The organism is Pseudoalteromonas sp. OF5H-5, from assembly GCF_021530695.1.
Lineage (GTDB): Bacteria > Pseudomonadota > Gammaproteobacteria > Enterobacterales > Alteromonadaceae > Pseudoalteromonas.
Genome location: NZ_JAKGBF010000006.1, coordinates 116730 through 137554, shown reverse-complemented (window position 1 = coordinate 137554; position 20825 = coordinate 116730). Strand labels below are relative to the sequence as shown.

Here is a 20825-nt window from a genome sequence, read left to right as displayed (position 1 = left end):
GCAAGAATAGAATCGCAGGGCAGTCATGAATAACAAACAATTCAATAAAAGTAAGCTTGCCGTTCAGTTGTCGCTAGCAATAGCGATGAATGCGGGAATGGTCAGCATAGCTCAAGCAGAAGAGCAACAAGCAGCCGAAAAAGTCGAAGTGATCGAAGTGAAAGGGATCCGCGGAAGTTTGATCCGTTCAATGGATTTAAAGCGCTCCGCATCGGGGGTTATGGATGCCATTTCGGCAGAGGAAATGGGGAAATTTCCAGACACCAACTTAGCCGAGTCTTTACAGCGGATCACCGGTGTTTCGGTCAGCCGCGCCAACGGTGAAGGCAGTCAAATTACCGTACGTGGTTTTGGGCCTGATTTTAACTTGGTGACATTAAATGGTCGTCAAATGCCGGGCACAGGTAATACTCGCTCGTATAACTTGGAAAACCTAGCCGCTGAAGGCGTGAGTGCGCTTGAGGTATATAAAACCGGGCGTGCTGATGTACCAAGTGGCGGTTTAGGGGCTTTGGTCAACATTGTCACGGCTAAGCCACTACAACGCCCAGGGCAACACTTTAGCGCAACAGCAAAGGCGATTGTTGATACCTCTAACGAAGCGGGAGATGATGTTACACCTGAGGTTTCCGCGGTTTATAGTAATACCTTTGCCGATGAAACCTTTGGTTTTGGATTTTCCTTCTCCCATCAGCAACGTGATTTTCAAAAGCAGCAAGCCAATATTCAGGGCTGGCAGGCCAATGTTGATCTACCTGATTTAGACCCGTCTAAAATCATTGATGGCCGTGCTGAAGATGCCGAGGGTAATAAAGTCGGAAATTACTTTTTTCCAAAAGACATGAACTACGGCATCGAAGATCTAGAGCGAGAAAGAACGAACGGTCAAGTTACCTTTCAATATGCACCGACTAACGGTTTTGTTGCCACCTTAGACTACACGGCAAGCCTTGCCGTAACTGGCTCTAATACGGTGGGGTGGGGTATTTGGAATGAGTTTGGCGGTAACATTAACGCCTATGAGTTAGATGCCAATGGCACCGCGGTTTATGCCGATATTGGCGGTAATGATGCGTCGTTCACTGCAAATAGAAATACGACGGAAGTCGAGGCGCGTTCACTTGGCTTAAATCTGGACTGGCAAATTAACGATAATTGGCATGTAGAGCTTGATTATCACGACTCGAAAAACGAAACCGATAATGGCGCAGATAAAGGCTTGGGTAGTGATGGTCAAATCATCTTAGGCTCAGATCAGTTGCTCACTAAGATTTATGACTATCGGCAGGGCGAAGTGCCGCATGCAAATGTGCTTTGGAAAAATGGCACGAATGAACTCATGGCAAGTGAAATTGATTCTAACTTTAGCCAATTTATCCATTCTCCCGGAGAGGCGACAGTCGAGCAGTTACAACTTGATGCCACTTGGTTTAACGACAGTTTTGATATTGGCCTAGTCAGTGTGCAGTTTGGTGCAGCTCGCACTGAACAGTCAACTGGGGGATATGAAGCGTGGAGTGGTTTGCGAGGAGGACCGGGTTTTAACCCTTCGTTTAAAGAAATTTTCCCAGATAGCATGTTTACGCGCCATGAAACTGGCGATTTGCTAGACCAATTCGCTGGTGGTGGCAGTGACCTACAGCCGGGGTATTACTATACTTATGACTTTGATGAAGCTATTGCAAGGCAGCTTGCGTATCTTACAGAAGATGTGATCGGTGCTGACTACTACTCGGCGGATGCCTATTTTGATGGCATAGATAGCCAAAGTCGAGTTGATGAAACCACTGACAGCATCTACTTGCAATCCAAATGGGAGTTTGAATTTTCTGACTACTTTGTGCAGATCAACGCAGGCCTACGCTATGAACAAACGGATGTGACAAGTGTGGTGCGTCAGCGTGTGGAAACGCAAGTGAATTGGGACAGTCCATCTGAATGGATTATGCAATACGCTGCGGGCGGTGATGACAACTTCTTAACGCAGCAAGGGGATTACGACATTCTATTGCCGATGATCGATGTGCGTTTTGATCTCACCGAAGATTTAATTGCACGAGCGTCTTGGGGCAAAACAATGTCGCGTGCGCCACTTAGTAATCTCGCTGGTGGCAGAAGTTTGTCAGGCAGCCCAAAACCGGGAGCGAGAACTGGTTCTCGAGGCAATACAAATCTACTACCGTTTGAGTCGACCAACCTAGATTTTTCACTTGAATATTATTACAACGAAGGAAGTTACGCGTCACTTGGCTACTTCAAAAAAGAGGTCGATAACTTTATTCAAACCACAATCACGCAAACCACCATTGAAGGTCTTTACGATATTTACAATGGTCCAAGGTATAAACAAGCGATTGCAGATATTGAAGCCCGTGGAGAGCAGGCAACCAGTGATGCCATTTTTGCGCAAATGCTCGCCAATGGTCACGGTAATGCCGATGGTAAAATTGAACCAAGCAGTGACGATCCATTGATGGTATGGAACATCAGCCAGCCACAAAATACCGATAGTAAATCGGTTGATGGTTTTGAAGTGGCGGTACAGCACTTATTTGGTGAAACGGGTTTTGGCCTTGGTGTTAACGCAACTTTTGTTGATGGCGATGTTGAGTTTGATAGTGAAAGCCTAGTGCAGCAAGCACCGCTGACGGGGTTGAGTGACTCGGCTAACTTCCAAGCATTTTACGAAAAAGACGGGTTATCGGTGAAGTTAACCTACGCATGGCGTGACGCTTATCTTATCGGGGTAGGTCAAGCGCAAGGCTCGGCAGATGCACCACCGCAATATGCCAAGTCTTACGGTCAATGGGACGTTAGTGTAAACTACGATATTGATGAGCAGTTTACGGTGTTCTTTGAAGGTATAAACTTAAACAATGAAACCGAGCAAGGATATGGTCGTTATGAAGAGCAATTCTTATTTGCTCGTCAGTACGGTCCAAGATACTCGGTTGGTGTGAGGTATACTTTTGAGTGATCTTTTTCGCATCAGTTCACTAGGGCCTGCTGACCTTTGCTGTTTGATTTTTGTTCTCCTGAGTGTGTTTTGATCGCGACGCTCGACTTGCCGCCTAGTAATCTAAGCAAAAGTTGAGCAACAATGAACAAAGCGCACTCAGGGGAACCCAAAGGGCAGCGCTTGATTGGCATTTCTACTGTGTTATCGCCTAACTTACATAGAATAACTATGCTACGCAGGCTCTGCCTTGTATAAATACCAATCAAACTGCTGCAAAAACAAACTTGAAAGATCAACAGGCCCTAATACCAATTTCACTTAATTAAGCAAATTGGCATAAAAATGCAGACCGATGAGTCTGCATTTTTTTGGCTCTAAACTACTTACTTTAGTAGGGGCGACTTTATGTCGCGCTCATTCAAGCGCATATTGCATAGGGAAATGATAAGGCTGAGTTCGAAGATGAATATCATTGATAAACTCAGTACGTAGCTCCCACCTATCGCATATTACTTTGTAACTTCATGATTTAGTGTGATGATGCAGTGAGTGTGAATCGGACATGTTTGCGGGGTTGATGTTTTGGACAATTATTTGCTGTTTGTAGGTGTCGCTTTGGCGACAATTTTATTACCAGGGCCTGCGGTGATGCTGACTATCAATAACTCAATTCAAAGAGGCTTTGCCAAGTCTTTAGCTGGTATTTGTGGTGTCGCGCTCGGGATTTTGATTGTCGCCGCGGTATCGGCATCAAGTTTAGGTGTGATCTTAGCCAGTTCGGTGTTGGCATTTACGGTCGTTAAATTTATTGGCGCTGCATATCTTTTCTATTTAGGCTACAAAATGTGGCGAACTAAAGGTGAAAGTAAAATAGGCAAATCTATTGCTGCAAGTACGATGAAAAAGTGCTTTTTAGAAGGCTTTTTTGTTTCGATCACCAATCCTAAGGCTGTTATTTTCTTTATGTCTATCTTTCCGCAATTTATCAATGTGGAAAATGCCTTTATGCCGCAATTTATGTTGCTGGTTTTGACCTTTAGCCTGCTGGTGTTTATGGTGCATATTTCTTATGCGGTGTTTTCTGGCCTTGCTAAGACTAAATTGTCGTCACCGAAGAGTATGACGATGATGAACAAAGTGAGCGGTGGCGTGTTTTTTGGGTTTGGCGCCGGTTTAGTTGCCGCCGGTAAGTAATTTGAGTGGCTTAAAAATGTAAGCATACTCCCTTTTCCCGCGAGTAGTTAAAGGGAGCAAAGCTTGAGTTCGGCATCGCTTAGCTCCGCACTGTAGCTGGCTTACTAGCCTTAGTGCGAGTGGTTGGGCTACTTAGATTTGAATAAGCGCTTGAAGCACTCATTAAGCCAAAACAACCCAAAGTTGTTAATATGCCAATGACGACGTAAATAATAAAATCGATTACCATGATGTTGCTCATATCTAGTTCCTCTCCGTTGGTACAATGTGCATTAAATTCTGTGGGTTTCTACGTGTGATTCGACGACACGGAAACTCTGTGGGACCTCAAACTGAGGCATTAAGTTAAAAACAATCGCTGGGTACTTAAACTTTCTGTTTCTCGATGCGCTTGTAGGGCTTAAACAAGTGATATAAAGCGGCTCGCCATCCAAATTAAAATGAAAATTATTGCTGCAATCTGACGATTGAGAATGCGGCCCTCTGGGCGTGCTCTGCGAAACTAGGTTTTGCAATTCCTGCAGTTTACGCCAAACAGACTTATTAAAGTCGCTGTCATCTAAGTGTTGGCTCTGCTCAAAAACCGCCACAAACGCGGCACTTTTCATGCTGTCAAAATCTACCTTTTCGACAAAAGAATAGAGGCTCGTTATCAAACTAAAGTTGTTGTGTCTTGAGGTGAGATCGCCAAAACCTAAAACCTCAACATGGTTAAACGCTAATTCGGCTCTTTTACCACCACAAATGCATGGAAATTGCTGCTTGTTCACGAAATCAATAAAACTATCTTGCAGCTCGGGTTGTGGTGTCATGTTTTATGCTCCTAATGTTGTTATTTGCGCTAGTTGGTTTTGGTGGTTTCCAATGCTGAATGGCGAAATGCATCTACATTGTTTATCTATCACTATGTAAGCAAGGCTCGAACCACAAATTTAAATTTTTAAGTTATTGAATTTAATTGGTTTTTAATCTTCGTGTTTTAATGGGGTAAATTTTTCACGTTTTATTCAGGTAAGAAGTACACGGTTGTAAAAATTGGTAACGGTGGGTTTTTCGCTCCTGGCAAGGTTTACCCAGATTGGTTGTTATTGTCCGAGTAAAGGTAAGTTTTTGAGGTTTTTATAGTCCATTGCAATGGCGATACAGCGGTAGAGTAGCGCGGCTGGCATGTCTTCTTCCAGTTTAAGGACTATCGCTCGGTTTCCTTCAAACTGTAACTCGTCGGAAAATAGTACTCTAAATGTATCAACTAGCTTCGTTTGACAGTGAAAATAAAGGTGATAGTTAGTAGGCGTTTTGGCTTTCCAAGCCATACGGAAAGGACTACCCGATTTAACACTAAAGCTTAACTCTCCCCACTTTATTGCCTCAATCACTGCGCCAAAGTTTTGCTCACTGGCAACCTGCATAACGAGGCTACGCAGTGCCCTGATTTTTGCTTGTGCAGCAGGTGGATAGGTAGTAATCACTTGTTCGGCTATGTTTGACACTCTGGCTCTTCCTTGGTATTAGCTCATTTAGCTCATAAAGTAGAGTATTAAATTGAGCAGGTGAGGGCAAGTGTGCTCTTGGTGTGACTTTTTAAATCGCTTGTTTGTGCCCTGTAAAAAGAATAAACGAGCGCATCAGACAATTGGCTTATCTTAGATCTCTTAAATTCTAGTCCACATTAAAGTTGGTTCATTAGACACTAAAAAACGATGTGAACACAGCCTCGTGCCCACATCGTGTTAAGGGGACTAATTGCAGCTTAGTGTCGGTGATGCTTCTGAAGAGATCTGTATCTCAGACAGCGTTACCTCTAGTATTCCAGCGGTTGAAAGCTCGAAAGGGACAACGGTTTTAGTGAAGTCCATCCCTTGGGCTGTAAAGCAATTGAGGTCAATGCTTAGTGATTGCCATTTGGCTAAAGGCATAGCTTGAAGTTGCTTAGCAATATCGACTTTTGCGGTGCATGAGCCGTTTGCGTCCGCTTCGCCTTCACAGCTCATCGCTACCCAAACCGGTTTATCTGGCGCAGCATCAACTTGTACTTTAAAAGTAAGGGCGCTGTCGATTGGAATACTTGGGCTTATGTCTTCCCTAAAGTAGCTTTCACTGGCGAGTCTAAAGCCGCTGCGTCGACTACCGTCAAAAAGTAGCTGAATGGCATCTTCTTGTACTTCTCTGTCCGTTGTGCGGTAGCTAATACCACCAAGCTTATGGGTGTTGGCATTTATCACTTGATTTTCGGCACTGCTATATAGATGGCCTTGCCAAGGTTTATTGATTGATCTTACCAGCAAGTCTACACCGCTGGCGAGATTTGCCTGAGTTTGTATTTGCTCTGGTAAATTATCTGCTAATACATTTTGGTCTGAATAACGTAAGCCAAAACCATAAGGTAAAAGCGGGTCGTAATTTTCATCTTGGTAATTTACGATTTGTGTCGGCGTTTTTGGCCAAGAGTAGCTAAGCTTGCCAGTAAAATCATACTGAACTTGGCCGTTTTTGTCGGCCAGTAATACGTCGCTGATACCAATTCCTTCAGACCCCGGTAACCATGCTGCCACAAATGCATCTGATGCGTTGAGTTCAGGGTTTACCCACATTGGGCGACCACTGATAAACACCGCCACCGTAGGAATTCCAGCTTGTTTAAAGCGTTTGAGTAATGCGAGATCAGATTTATCAGACGGCTTGTATTCAAGTGTTGCTCTATCACCGTGGCCCTCTGCATAGGGATCTTCGCCAAATACCACAATAGCAACGTCAGGCTTATCTTCGAAATCACCGCGAGTACTTAATGTGACGGTGCCACCAGCCGCTTCCGCTTGCTGCTTTATACCATCATAAATTGAAGTACCGCCCGGGAAGTCGGCATTGGTGTTGTTGGTACCTTGCCAAGTAATACTCCATCCGCCGGATTGTTTGCCGATATTGTCGGCACCATCGCCTGCTAACAAAATATGTTGGTTTGGTTTAAGTGGTAATAGCTGATCTTTGTTTTTGAGTAAAACCAGTGACTCACGTACGGCTTGGCGCGCAACTTTACGGTGTGACTCTGCGCCAATGATTTCTGAGTTGCCAGCCAATGGACGATTTGCAGGACTTGGTTTTTCAAAAAGTCCCGCACGGAGTTTAACTCTTAAAATACGACTTACTGCATCATCAATGCGAGACTGCGCGATAGCGCCGCTTTTTGCTTGCGCTAGCGTATTGTTGTACAAGGCTTTCCAATCGTTCGGGGCCATGACAATATCAATGCCGGCATTAATGGCCTCTGCACAGCTGTCGTTCGTACAGCCTTTTATTTGGCCGTGACCATTCCAATCGCTCACCACAAAACCATCAAAATTCATTCGCTCTTTGAGCACTTGGGTAAGCAAATAATGGCTGCCATGCACTTTTTCGCCATGCCAACTGTTAAACGATGCCATCACCGATTGTGCTCCGGCTTCAAGTCCGCCTACGTAGCCTTGAGCGTGAAGTGCAATTAATGCTTTTTCAGAGGCGATGTTGTCGCCTTGGTCGTCACCATCAACTGTGCCACCATCGCCGACAAAATGCTTTACCGTGCTGATCACGCGGTTCTTACCAAGAAAGTCCGCCTTAGGATCGCCCTGTAAGCCTTTAACAATAGCGCTGGAATACGCTTTTACGATGTCGGGATGCTCTGAGTAACCTTCATAGGTGCGTCCCCAGCGATCATCACGTACCACCGCGACCGTCGGGGCAAAGATCCAATCAATCCCGGTGGCTAACACTTCTTTTGCGGTAATCTGGGCGATTTTCTCGATGAGATCTGGGTTATTTGCTGCGCCAAGGCCAATGTTATGTGGAAATAGCGTAGCGCCAATGACGTTATTGTGGCCATGAACCGCATCCGTTCCCCACATGGTAGGAATAGTGCTGCCACCTAGGCTATCGTCAATCGATGCCTGATAAAGCGCTTCGGCAAGTTTAACCCATTCTTCCGGCGTTGCATGTTTGTTGTTGTAAGGAAATGCACCGCCGCCATTGAGATATGAGCCGAATCCGTACTCTCGCATTTCTGCGACGGTAATATTTCGAATCTCAGGTTGGATCATCTGCGCAACTTTTTGCTCCAGGGTCATCTTAGCGAGTATCGACCGAATTCTTTCTTCTAGATTGCTATCGGTTTGAATCGCAGGAGTCAGCGCTGGCCAGTTTTCTACTTGGCGAGCTGCATCAACACTGGTTTTATTTGGGCTTTCGCTACATCCTGTTAAGGTTGCGATAGCCATTGCAAGACTTAGCATGGTTATTTTCGTTTTCATGTCTTAATTACTCTTGAAACGCTGAGGAGTTGCGCCTTTTAATCCAAAGTAGGCGATGTAGATATAGCATAAAGCTGGCAGTAAGAATGATAGCTGCAGATTGATTCCGTCTGCTAGCATCCCTTGAAATAGCGGGATAACTGCACCGCCAACAATAGCAAGACAGAGAATACCAGAGCCTTGTGCCGTTTGTTTTCCAAGCCCATTCAACGATAAGCTAAAGATAGTCGGGAACATCACTGAGTTACAAAGCCCGACCGCCAAAATGCTCCAAAGGGCGAGCTGACCGCTGCTAAATACTGCGATAAGTACTAATGCAAATGCACAGGCTGCATTAAAGACAAGCACGGTTCGACCCGATATTTTCTGCATGACTAACGCGCCAATAAAGCGTCCGACCATGGCTCCACCCCAATAATATGCGATGAGCTTTGCGGCTTGGGCTTCGGTCATGTTGCCAATGTCCGGTTGATGTAAGAAGCTAACGAGTGTTGAGCCTATCGCCACTTCAGCCCCAACATAAACGAAAATGCCGATTGCACCAAGCACCAAATGTTTATGCTGCCATGCCTTGATTTCACCTGTGGTGACTTCCTCAGTAGTACTACTTAGCTGGGGAAGTTTGATAAAGGCAAAGATCAAAGCCAATGACGCGAGCATGGCTGCTAACATTAAGTAAGGCAATTGGGTTGCGCTGGCATTGCCCACCTCAACTGTGCTTCCCTCACTGAAGATGAGCATGGCGCCAAAAAATGGGGCGACAGTCGTACCAAGAGAGTTAAAGGCTTGGGTCATGGTGAGTCGTGCAGGGGCAGTTTCGGGAGAGCCAAGTACACTAACAAACGGGTTAGCAGCAACTTGTAGCACTGTGATCCCTGCCGCTAGTACAAATAGCGCGAATAAAAACACGCTGTAGATACCACTTTCAGCCGCGGGGTAAAAAAGCACACAACCAACGCCTGCGGTAAGTAATCCAGTTACAATGCCTTTTTGATAGCCGATTTTTCCAACCAATTTGCCAGCTGGCACCGAAACAACAAAATAGGCGCTAAAAAAGCAAAATTGGATCAGCATAGCTTGAGTGTAATTAAGCTCAAACGCGCCTTTGAGATACGGAATTAAAATATCATTCAAGCAAGTGATGAAACCCCACATAAAAAATAGTGAGGTGAGGGCCCCCAAAGCAAATCGGTACTGACCAGTATGGCCTGTGGCGATTGCTGCTGAAACCTGTGGTTGAGACGGTACGCTCACGACAAACTCCTAGTTGATTTTTTTTGGTAAAGCGCTTACATTTATAAAAATGAAAGCGCTTACATTTTTAATGATGATTGCAGAAAGCGAACACGAATTCAAATAAAAAATGTTTTTGCTTTGCACTGTGACTAACACAACACGCTCGTACCTTGGCGTGAACACATAACTTGGAACGATTAACCATGAATAAAATTATCCTGCCAACACACTCGGCCATGTTGAAGGCAGACTATATTTTCGGCGTTGCGACTTCGTCATTTCAAATCGAAGGTGAGCGGCGTGGGCGTTGTGAGTCAATTTGGGATAGGTTTTGTGAACATGATGGCGCGATAAAGGATAGTAGTAACGGTGATATTGCCTGTGAGCATTTATCCAGATGGCAGCAAGATGTTGAACTCATAACCAGTTTAGGGGTTGACGCCTATCGCCTTTCTATTTCTTGGCCAAGAGTAATGAATGATGATGGCACGGTTAACGATGCTGGACTTTCATTTTACCAACAATTGGTCGATGCGTTGGTTGTTAAAGGCTTAAAAGTGTTTGTCACGCTATATCACTGGGACTTACCACAAGCGCTTGAGGATAAGGGCGGGTGGCTGAATCGAGAAACGGCTGTGGCGTTTGCACGGTATACCGAGGTGGTATGTAAAGCGCTTGGCGATAAAGTGTATGCGTACACCACGTTAAATGAACCATTTTGTAGTGCACATTTGGGGTATGAATTAGGTATTCATGCACCGGGCTTGCGCTCCCAAGCGGCGGGACGACAAGCAGCTCATCACCTGCTTCTTGCCCATGGTTTAGCGATGCAAGTGTTAAGAGCGCATTGCCCAAATAGCCTCCATGGAGTCGTGTTGAATTTTGCCAATGCGGATCCTGTGTCTACAGCGCATTGTGACGTGGAAGCGGCAAAAATCGCGGATGATTACTGTAATCACTGGTATATCAAGCCAATTCTTGAAGGGCAGTACCCAGATTTACTTGCCCAGCTCCCCAAAGACGTACAACCAGATATTCTAGCTGGAGATTTAGAGATTATTGCTGCCCCCATTGATTATCTTGGCGTGAACTATTACACCCGAAATATTTATCAATCTGATGGTAATGGATGGTATGAACAAGTTGAGCCTAGTGCCGAAACGCTCACTACAATGGGCTGGGAAGTCGTGCCAGACTCATTTTGTGCATTGCTTCGGGAGTTACATGCTGAGTACCAGTTGCCACCACTTTATATCACAGAAAATGGTGCTGCCTTTGACGACAAAATGGAAAATGGCGAAGTATTAGACGTGCAAAGGCTGGCTTACTTCCAATCTCACCTGCTCGCGGTTAATCAAGCAATGGAGCAGGGCGTTGATATTCGTGGCTACTTTGCATGGAGTTTAATGGATAATTTCGAATGGGCAGAGGGGTATACGCAACGCTTTGGTATTGTGCACGTTGATTATCATACTCAGCAAAGAACCTTAAAGGCGAGTGCAAAAGCCTACCAAACGATGCTGTTTGAGCGTAAATCAAGTGTCTAAAACTATGCGCATTTTTAGCCAAAATTGGTATAGTGCGCAGATACAACTGATGGAATAAAAGTAATAGATATGGCAACGATTTACGAAGTCTCAAAAGCTGCAGGGGTATCATTAGCCACGGTGTCACGGGTGATGAATGGCAATGCAAAGGTGAGTGACAAAACCAAAGAGAAGGTGCTCGCGGCAATGTCCGAGTTAGGTTATAAACCTAACGCCATCGCGCAATCTTTGGCTTCTAACCGCAGTAACAGTGTGGGGCTTATGGTATCTGAGCTACACGGCTCTTTCTTTGGTGACATGATGAGCACCATAGAGAGTACGCTAAGAACGGCGGGTAAACATGCCATTATTGCTGCGGGCCACAGTGATGAAGAAAAGGAACAACAAGCCATCGAATTTTTATTGGATAGGCGCTGCGATGCCTTAATTGTGCATGCAGAAGCAGTCAGTGATGAATATCTCATTGAGCTTGCGGGACGAGATGTAGAACTGGTGCTAGTGAACCGCCACATTCCAGAGTTGGCAGAGCGCTGCTTTTATACTGATAACGAACTGGGTGGATACTTAGCGACTGAGGCGCTATTGCAGCGCGGACATCGAGATATCGCGTATATCAGTGGACCGTTATTTAAGCTTGACGCCAAAGCGCGTTTGGCTGGTCATCAAAAAGCCTTAGCTGAATACAATGTGTCATTTGATCCTAAGCTCTCATTTGAAGGCGGTTATCATGAAACCGATGGCATCGCGGGATTTAATCATTTAATGCAAACAGGGCAGCGCTTTAGTGCCTTGGTTTGCGCAAACGATGAGATGGCATCAGGTGCGATGACTGCGGCCAGAGAAGCTGGACTTGATGTCCCATCAGCGCTTTCCGTTGTAGGCTTTGACGATGTGTTATTTACCAAATATCTTTATCCAAAACTCACCACCATAGATAACCCCATTCGTAAAATGGGCAATGCGGCGGCGCGTTGGGTACTTAAGTATGTGTATAAAGAGAAGCACCAACCCGATGTAGAAAATCTCTACCCACCAACCTTAATCTTGCGCGATTCTATCGCCGTAAAAGCAGAGTAATAAGCGATGACCAGCTTGTCGATATCCAATGCATTAAAGTACACCTTAATTGTATCGTTAGGCGGGTTTATTTTTGGCTTTGATGCGTCGGTGATTTCGGGTGCAATTGGCTTTATCAGTGAGGCCTTTAAGCTCACCCCATGGCTGCAAGGGATAGTCGTGAGTGCACCTACCTTAGGAGGGTTGGTCGCAACACTTATTGCAGGACCGGTGGCAGACGCTATTGGCCGTAAGCAAACATTGCTGATGACCGCGTGTTTGTATTTTGTCTCCGCGATTGGCTCGGCTTTCGCAACTTCGTTTGAAGCATTGGTGATTGCGCGTTTCATTGGTGGAATGGCATTTTGTTCTTTGATGGTGGCGCCCATGTATATTGCTGAGATCAGCTTAGCGGATCAGCGCGGGCGTTTAGTATCGGTTAATCAGCTCAATATAGTCGTTGGCCTATTTATCTCCTATTTCACTAACTATTTCTTACTTCAGCTCAGTCATAGCGAAGCAATGTGGGTGTCTGGTTGGCAAATAGATACTCAAACATGGCGTTGGATGCTTGGTGTTGAGGCGCTGCCAGCACTGGCGTGGATTTTGTCGTTACTGTTATTGCCACGAAGCCCTCGGTGGTTATTGATGAAAGATCAGCAGCTAGAGGCTAAACGCACATTAACGCGATTATTTGGTAGCAACAATGCACAACAGCAACTTGATGCTATTCAAGCGGCGTTACCTAAACTGCAACTGAGTAGTTTGTCGCTTGCGCGCAAAATGGGCAGTTTGTTTAGTAAGCGACTTCGTGTCCCTTTGATGGTAGGGGTTGTGCTTGCCATCGCGCAGCAAGTCACCGGGATTAATGTGGTGTTTTTTTATGCCCCGACCATTTTTGAGCAAAGCGGTATTGGTACTGATGCTGCATTTATGCAAGCGATTTGGATTGGTCTGATCAATGTGGTTTTTACCATCGTTGCGCTATTGACCATAGATAAACTCGGACGGCGGCCATTGTTACTCATCGGGTTAACGGGCATCTGCTTTAGTATGGCGCTGTGTAGCTGGGGCTTTAAACAAGCAACTTATCAGCTAAATACAGCACATATTGCTGAAATTAAGACAGAAGTTGCCGATTTTCCTGTGCATGCATTAGCACCAATATTAGGCCAGACTTTCACCTCCGACGTTGCATTTAATGACGCGATAAAACAGCGTTTAACTGCAGATGAGTACCGGCAATACAAGTCAGTGATTTTCGCACACAGTATTAATATGCCAGCAAAACTGGTTCTGCTTGGGATTTCCCTTTTTGTCGCGTCGTTCGCGATGTCGCTGGGGCCAGTCATGTGGGTAATGTTTTCGGAGATATTTCCAAATGCAATTCGAGCCGTTGCGATTTCCGTTGTCGGTGTGATTAATAATGCCGCCAGTTTTACTGTACAACTAGTGTTTCCGTGGGAGCTTGAGTATTTAGGGGCAAGCACCACCTTTTTATTGTACAGCCTGTTTTCATTGCTTTCGTTTGCGCTGGTATTTTTGTTTGTGGAAGAAACCAAAGGTAAGAGCTTGGAGCAGCTAAGCGAAAGTTTGGAACCGAAACCTAGTTAACCTGAGCTGCGGATAATTAATGCCTTTCTAGCAGCCAGTTTTAGCGCTAACTGCGTTGAATTCACTTCCAATAGCCAGCTATTGGTGCGTAAATTCGCCTTGCCTACAGGATGTAGGTACCTTAGCGAGAGCAGGACGCGGAAGCGGTGTTTTCCCTAAAACTCTCTGGCTAGATAAGGAGAAAACTAAGTTGTGCTTTAGCAACAATGAGTTGGAACATTCCTTATCCAAACCTCAGGTTAGTTAGCAAAACCCGCGATAAAATATTTTTTCATGTAATTTTTTTGTAAACGATTTTTCATGTTTGGGATTTATTATCTTTCTTGGACTAGTCCAGAAATTCACATTTAAAGGAAAGATAATGAAATTACCCGTGCTTAGCAGTGCATTACTTGCACTTTCATTTACCGCAAGTGCAGATGCATTTGAAAACAAAGTATTGCTTATTGGTATCGATGGCCTGCAATACGAAAAAATTGGTGCCAATAATACACCGAACTTTGATCGCCTATATCTAACTCAAGCTTACACTGGCGGGATCGCAAAAACACAAACACAGCAAAAAACCAAAAGTGGCCCAGGTTGGGCGACAATTTTAACTGGGGTTTGGGTGAATAAGCATCAAGTGCCGAGCAACGACTCAGGCCTAGCAAACAAAGCCTATCCCAGTCTTTATCGTTACATCGCAGAACATGATGCTAACGCCGATATCTCAAGTTTTAGTACTTGGGGACCTATTCATACACAATTCTTCAGTGACGATGTTGCCTTGATGGACAGGAGATCGGAGGGAGGCAGCGACGACGATAATTTAAATAAAGCGCTGGCTACCTTAAACAGCGGCTCACCAGATTTTGTCTTTTTACATTTAGATGAACCGGACGCTGTGGGCCACAGCTTATGCTTTGGTTCTGCCTACAATAAATCGGTAGAAGATGCAGACAAGCGACTGGGTAAATTGCTCGACGCGGTTGAAGCAAGAGAGCAAAGCGGTGAGAACTGGTTGGTGATGGTCACCACTGATCATGGCCGTACACCGGTTGTTGGCTGTCATCATGGTGAGCAAACCGAGCCGGAAAAAACCATCTTTATCGCCACTAACAAAGTGTTGAATAAAGAATTTAGCTCAAAAGATGTTAATCCTGCTAATACCGATTTCTCTGGTTTATATGGCTATCCGGCACAAACAGCGGTTGTACCGACCATTTTATCTTACATGGGCATTGAAACAAATGTGCAAGCGGGTTTTGAAAGCACGCCAATGTATGGTGACTTAGGAATTCGTAAACTCAATTATGGCAATAAACTATTTACGTGGCTAAATGGTGCGAATGCACAAACGCGTGTTTATCGAAATAATCAATTGATTGAGACATTGCCTGCGGGTGTTGCCCAGTGGCAAGACCCGCAGCCCGTATCTGGCATCAATAACTATAGCTTTGAGCAACAGGGTGTGCATGTTGGTTATCGAGTTACCGAGCTGAAACTCAGTGCGGCGCATCAGTGTCACAATACTAAAAGCTACTTTTTCTCTGAAGATGCACGCTACTGGCGTTACGATACTGTGTTAGATAAAACGGATGATGGCTATCCGGTATCGGTGACTAATGGCAACTGGCCGGGACTTGGCGATTATGCAGAACAAATTCGTGCAAGTTTTTATAAAGACAGTGGTACGGTGTACTACTTCCTATCGGATGGTCAATACCTAAGCTATGACGTACAGAACGATAAGGTACGAGCAGGTTACCCTAAGACAATTGATAACAATACTTGGCCGGGGCTTGCTGCCTACGCAAATAAAATAACCGCAACCCTTCGTTGGACGTCCGATAAGGTGTATTTCTTCCTAGATGATGGTCAATACTTACGCTATGACTTGGGAGATGACCGAGTGGACAGTGGGTATCCCAAAGCTGTCAACGATAATACTTGGCCGGGACTTGGTGCCTATGCGACAAAGATAAATGCAGCATTAAAGTGGAATGATACGCGTGCCTATTTCTTCTTAGCTGACGGTCGCTATCTAAGATATAGCATTACTTTTGACAAAGTGGATGCGGGTTATCCTAAAGCCATTGATAACGGTACTTGGCCCGGGTTGCAGTAAACACTGCAAAAGTAACGGATCTTGAAGGGAGTGAACAACTCCCTTTTTCATCTTGTTTTTTACTTCAATCCGCGTTTTTCAGTTATACCAGTTGTATTAAGTAAATGATCTATCTTGAAGCGGGGAAATAGCTTTAGTAGCAAGGCAAAAATTTTGATATTTAGTTGTTCTAAATGAGAAATTTTTAACGAAGCTAATATGCTATTTCACCCTTCAAATTGATTAGAGAATTAATTCAATTGGTATTATGCTGTGTGCTCCTATTTTGACAAGGATAAGATTGATGGATTTTAGATCTGATACGGTTACGCAACCGACCCCCGCCATGAAACAAAGCATGTTTGACGCGCCGCTTGGTGACGATGTTTATGGTGATGATCCGACAGTGAATGCACTTGAACAGTTTGCGGCTGAGCGTCATGGTTTTGAAGCTGCGCTGTTTACCAGCTCAGGCACGCAAGCAAACCTGCTTGCACTGATGAGCCATTGTGAAAGAGGGGATGAATATCTTTGTGGCCAACAGGCGCATAATTATAAATTTGAGGCGGGTGGAGCGGCTGTGCTTGGCTCTATTCAGCCGCAACCATTGGAAAACGAGGCTGATGGCAGTATTTGCTTAGAAAGAATTAAGCAAGCGATTAAACCTGATGATTTTCATTTTGCGAAAACTAAGCTGCTTAGTTTAGAAAACACCATTGGTGGCAAGGTTTTAAGTCTAGAATATATCGCACAAGCCAGAGCGCTGTGTGACGAGCATGGCTTAAAGCTCCATCTTGACGGTGCAAGAGTCTATAACGCTGCAGTCGCGTTAAAGGTTGATATCACAGAAATTGTAAAGCATTTTGATTCATTTACTATTTGCTTATCTAAAGGACTTGGCGCGCCGATTGGCTCTTTATTGCTTGGTGATAAAGCATTGATAGAAAAGGCGAGAAGGCTTAGAAAAATGCTTGGAGGTGGTATGCGTCAGGCGGGCATGCTCGCGGCGGCTGGTCTTTATGCTTTGCAACATAATGTAGAGCGTCTCGAGGAAGATCATCAAAACGCGCAATATTTAGCTGATAAACTTGAGCAACTGCCTGGGTTTAAGCCATGCAAGCACTTAGTACAGACGAATATTATCTTCGCTGAAGTGGAAGCTGGCATTGATCTTTTTACTATAGCAAAGCAGTTAAAGGCAAAGGGCATCAATATCACTCCAGGATATCAAGGCATGCGATTTGTGACGCATATGGGAGTGAGCCGCGCCGATGTGGATGAGCTAATAACAGAACTCACCAATTTGTTGATGTGATAGGTATTATATTTCGTTACATTTAACGTATTCTATTTGGGAACGTTTACTGCTAGTTTTGTGCGAAAGTTATATAAGGAAAATTCAATGCTCTTTTCGTTGATAAAGGCTACGTTTGGTATTTCTGCTTTGCTAATCAGCACCGCAAGCATTGCCAATTCGGTCGATTTTTCTGTTGGTACTGGCTATCCATTTTTTGGTCAAATCGAACTTTCTCTTCCACAAGCCGATAGTAATAGTCGGTGGTACGGAAATTACCTTATCGGTTTAGATGATGGATTTTCTATAGGCTATGAGAAAGCGGTGTCTGATAATAACAAACATGCAATAGGCGTGGTGTTAGGGGCTTTGGGGGCACGAGATGCTGGCCCTGCATGTGAAGATGATGATATTACATGTGGTATTTTTGAGCCAATTATCGATTTACTTGATGATGAAACCACCAATGGCGCAGGTTTAAGTTATAGCTATCACTTCTCGGGTATAAATCAGTCTGGATGGAGTGTGAAGCTGGTGGCTGGTTATGGCGAAAGCGGCGAGTCTCATAAAAAGCGTGCTGATGGTAGTTTTATTGTTAGCTATCAGTTTTAAGTCATCGCCCTATGAACATTGGTCTCGGTTCTAGGGCGATTTAGTTCTTATAATTTAGCCGTTAAAACTTGTATTTCACGTTAGCGCTGATAGTTCTACGTTGTCCATAGAAACAATCGCCACGGAACAAACAGCTGGTAATAACCGTTTTATCGGTGACATTATCGACTTGTAAACTGAATTGATATTGTTCAATGTCATAGCCAATCATCATATCAATAAGGTTAAAGTTATCAGTCACTAATTGCTGATGTAGTGTTTGGCCGTTTAATTCAACTGTGCGACTGCCATCATAGGTTTTTCCTACATGTCGAATACCCGCGCCAAATTTTAGCCCTGGAAGCCATTCATCTGCGCGGTACGTCGCCCAAATTGAAGCTAAGTGCTTAGGTGTTGCTGAGAGCTGAGTATCATCTGTGATGAGCGTAACCAAATCTTGTGCTACATAGAGCTCTGTAGGTGACAGCGGAGAAACGTCTTGTTCCGTATCTAAATAAGAATATGCTGCATAGATATCAAGGTGCTGCCACTCAAGTTGGGCCTCAAGCTCTAACCCTTTGACCGCGATTTCACCGTCTTGTACTTCAAATTCGGGGGAAACTTTCCGTATTTGATTTTTGTCTTTAATTTCAAATATAGATGCCGTGATAAGGTGTTCGGTACCCGTTGGTTGATATTTTAAGCCGAGTTCAATTTGTTCACCCTCTAGCGGTTTATATGCGCCACCTTGTGGTTTTTGTCCAAATACAGCCTTAAACGATTCTGAATAGCTAGCATAGGGCGCTATGCCATTCTCAAATTGGTAAAGCAAACCGATCCGACCTGTTGTGGCATTCTGACTATTTTTGATTGCACCTGCCGTTTGCACCTGATTTGAAACATCATCATAGCGAAGTGCCGCATTGAGTACCCAGCTATTCACTTCAGCAGTAACTTGAGCATAAGCACCAAGCTGTTTATTGTTTAACGTGTTTTCAGGGTTATCGACAACTGCTGTTGGTAACGCTGTACTTTGTCCATACACTGGGTTATACAAGTCGAGTGGAGCTGCAACGCCACGGCCGCGATCAGAATCTGTATCCGCATTTTGGTAATCAACACCCGATACCATAGTGAGTTTAACCGCATCCAGTTCCAAATATTTATGGAATTGAAGATCCATCGTCATACTACGTGCACTTGAATCGGTGAGGCTGGCAATACGTTTAACAGTGCGTTTGTCTGCTTCAAATTTTGGTGGCCAAGAATAAATGGTACGGTACTCGGATGAACTATCGCTGTAGCGACCAGAAAACTTAACATGCGTGTCTAAATCAAAGCTGTGCTCAACAATAGCGGTGATCGCTTGTTGCTCAGTATCGTATTTATCCCAGCCAGGCTCGCTGATGAAACGCTCACTGGGAATTTGGCCATATTTTGCAGGTAGAATAGTGCCTTCATGCGGGAAGAATTGCGTTGAAGAGCCTGATTCATTTCTCTGAAGGTTGGCAAGCAAGGTAATTTTAGTTTCATCTGAAGCAAGCCAGCTAAAGCTTGGTGCAAGCATCAGGGTGTTGTCATCAACATAATCGGTCTGTGTGCCGCTGTCTCGATACATGGCAACAGCACGTGCTTGATACTCTTGCTGCTCACCAAATGTGGTGTTGTAATCAAGTGCTAGTTGCTTACGGTCGTAGTTGCCCACTTGTGCCCAGATCTCACCTTCAGTGTCTGCTTTTGGTAATTTTGATACTGCGTTGACGATACCACCTGTAGACCCCTGTCCGTAAAGCACGGATGAAGGACCTTTTAAGATCTCTACGCTTTCAAGTGCATAAGGGTTAGTACGGGTATTGTTGTAATTGCCAAACAATTTTTGCAGGCCGTCAACATAGAGTAAGGGGTCGACGCCACGAATTTTAGACCAGTCGCCTCGAGTATCAACACCATATGGCCCATTATAAACACCTGCAACATACCCAATCGCATCTTGCAGCGTTTCTGCGCCTAAATCAGAAATACGTTGTGCTGTTAATACAGAAACCGAAACAGGTGTTTTGACGATTGGAACTGCTGTTTTTGATGCAGTAGCGCTAACGTATGAAATTAGTCCTCTTGGGCTAACTTCGATGATTTCAATGTCGTCTTTATCTTGTTTTGTTTGCTCTTGTGCAATCGCAGAGCAAGACAATGCCAGTGCTACGCTGGCAATAAGGCTTGGATATTTGTATTTAAATGAGCGCATGATTAATCCCTATGATCTAAGTTTGCGCAAATGATATTGTAGATGAGAGTGATTATCAATATTATTGTTCTGTAATTTGCAAATATTACAAAGCATTATTCTAGTTACAACATTCGCCACGTTTTGTTAATTGTTGTGCCCTATACTTAAGCGGCGCTCAGCAGCACAGCGCTTTGAGCAGTATTTAACGTTTTCCCAATCTCTTTGCCATTTTTTCCGCCAATAAAACGGGCGTTTGCAAATAGGGCATACTTTATAAGGTAGGTTTACTTTCTTATGAGCCATTTAGGGTTGATACCAATTAGTCTTAATACTTGCTCAATTTGAAGGAGCCAATCTGACGCTAACTGAGTTAAAAATTTCTCATTTAGAACAACTAAATAACCTGAGCTGCGGATAATTAATGCCTTTCTAGCAGCCAGTTTTAGCGCTAACTGCGTTGAATTCACTTCCAATAGCCAGCTATTGGTGCGTAAATTCGCCTTGCCTACAGGATGTAGGTACCTTAGCGAGAGCAGGACGCGGAAGCGGTGTTTTCCCTAAAACTCTCTGGCTAGACAAGGGAAAAACTAAGTTATTCTTTAGAAACAATGAGTTGGAACATTCCTTATCCAAACCTCAGGTTAAATAGCAAAATTTTCGTCTTGCCTACACGGATGTAGGTACCTTGGCGATAGCAGGACGCGGTAGCGGGGTTATCGACAAGATTTTCTCGCCTCA

The 20825-nt window shown here is 44.5% G+C and carries 14 protein-coding genes; 8 read left to right on the top strand and 6 right to left on the bottom strand.

Annotated features, from left to right (window positions below):
• Positions 1 to 25 precede the first annotated feature (25 nt).
• Both L1271_RS10960 and L1271_RS10955 read left to right on the top strand, forming a co-directional pair.
• On the top strand, positions 26 to 2977 hold the full coding sequence (locus L1271_RS10960; protein WP_235367855.1) for a TonB-dependent receptor: 2952 nt from the start codon (positions 26 to 28) through the stop codon (positions 2975 to 2977).
• Positions 2978 to 3574: 597 nt separating this feature from the next.
• Entirely contained in the window at positions 3575 to 4153 is a 579-nt protein-coding gene (locus tag L1271_RS10955; protein ID WP_235367854.1) for a LysE family translocator, read from the top strand.
• Positions 4154 to 4425: 272 nt separating this feature from the next.
• Here L1271_RS10955 and L1271_RS10950 read toward each other — a convergent pair whose 3' ends face one another.
• The 4 genes from L1271_RS10950 to L1271_RS10935 form a co-directional block, all read right to left on the bottom strand.
• Positions 4426 to 4965: a YqcI/YcgG family protein gene (locus L1271_RS10950; protein WP_235367853.1), complete on the bottom strand. Its 540-nt coding sequence runs from the start codon at positions 4963 to 4965 to the stop codon at positions 4426 to 4428.
• A 273-nt stretch (positions 4966 to 5238) separates the two neighbouring features.
• On the bottom strand, positions 5239 to 5643 hold the full coding sequence (locus L1271_RS10945; protein ID WP_235367852.1) for a DUF1801 domain-containing protein: 405 nt from the start codon (positions 5641 to 5643) through the stop codon (positions 5239 to 5241).
• Positions 5644 to 5892: 249 nt separating this feature from the next.
• Positions 5893 to 8433 carry a glycoside hydrolase family 3 protein gene (locus L1271_RS10940; protein ID WP_235367851.1) on the bottom strand — a complete coding sequence of 847 codons (2541 nt, stop codon included), beginning with the start codon at positions 8431 to 8433 and terminating at the stop codon, positions 5893 to 5895.
• A 3-nt stretch (positions 8434 to 8436) separates the two neighbouring features.
• Positions 8437 to 9687, bottom strand: coding sequence for a sugar MFS transporter (locus tag L1271_RS10935; protein ID WP_235367850.1), 1251 nt, complete (start codon positions 9685 to 9687; stop codon positions 8437 to 8439).
• A 185-nt stretch (positions 9688 to 9872) separates the two neighbouring features.
• On the opposite strand from L1271_RS10935, the gene L1271_RS10930 reads away from it, so the two are divergent.
• From L1271_RS10930 to L1271_RS10905, 6 genes are all read left to right on the top strand, one after another.
• Complete coding sequence (locus L1271_RS10930; protein WP_235367849.1) at positions 9873 to 11216, top strand: GH1 family beta-glucosidase; 1344 nt, start codon at positions 9873 to 9875, stop codon at positions 11214 to 11216.
• Between the two features lie 69 nt (positions 11217 to 11285).
• Positions 11286 to 12293 (top strand): LacI family DNA-binding transcriptional regulator, encoded by a 1008-nt coding sequence (locus L1271_RS10925; RefSeq protein ID WP_010607488.1) that lies wholly within the window; start codon positions 11286 to 11288, stop codon positions 12291 to 12293.
• Between the two features lie 6 nt (positions 12294 to 12299).
• The gene (locus L1271_RS10920) at positions 12300 to 13886 is read left to right on the top strand and encodes a sugar porter family MFS transporter (protein ID WP_235367848.1); all 1587 of its coding nucleotides are present in this window, start codon (positions 12300 to 12302) and stop codon (positions 13884 to 13886) included.
• A gap of 361 nt (positions 13887 to 14247) precedes the next feature.
• Positions 14248 to 15996 (top strand): alkaline phosphatase family protein, encoded by a 1749-nt coding sequence (locus L1271_RS10915; protein WP_235367847.1) that lies wholly within the window; start codon positions 14248 to 14250, stop codon positions 15994 to 15996.
• A gap of 283 nt (positions 15997 to 16279) precedes the next feature.
• Entirely contained in the window at positions 16280 to 17290 is a 1011-nt protein-coding gene (gene ltaE / locus L1271_RS10910; RefSeq protein ID WP_010607491.1) for a low-specificity L-threonine aldolase, read from the top strand.
• An 87-nt stretch (positions 17291 to 17377) separates the two neighbouring features.
• The gene (locus tag L1271_RS10905) at positions 17378 to 17881 is read left to right on the top strand and encodes a hypothetical protein (RefSeq protein ID WP_010607492.1); all 504 of its coding nucleotides are present in this window, start codon (positions 17378 to 17380) and stop codon (positions 17879 to 17881) included.
• 61 nt (positions 17882 to 17942) lie between these two features.
• Here the strand turns inward: L1271_RS10905 and L1271_RS10900 are convergent, their stop codons facing one another.
• Together L1271_RS10900 and L1271_RS10895 are read right to left on the bottom strand one after the other, a co-directional pair.
• On the bottom strand, positions 17943 to 20105 hold the full coding sequence (locus L1271_RS10900) for a TonB-dependent siderophore receptor (protein WP_235367846.1): 2163 nt from the start codon (positions 20103 to 20105) through the stop codon (positions 17943 to 17945).
• A 126-nt stretch (positions 20106 to 20231) separates the two neighbouring features.
• Positions 20232 to 20390, bottom strand: coding sequence for a DUF2256 domain-containing protein (locus L1271_RS10895; protein WP_102058576.1), 159 nt, complete (start codon positions 20388 to 20390; stop codon positions 20232 to 20234).
• Between the last annotated feature and the right edge of the window lie 435 nt (positions 20391 to 20825).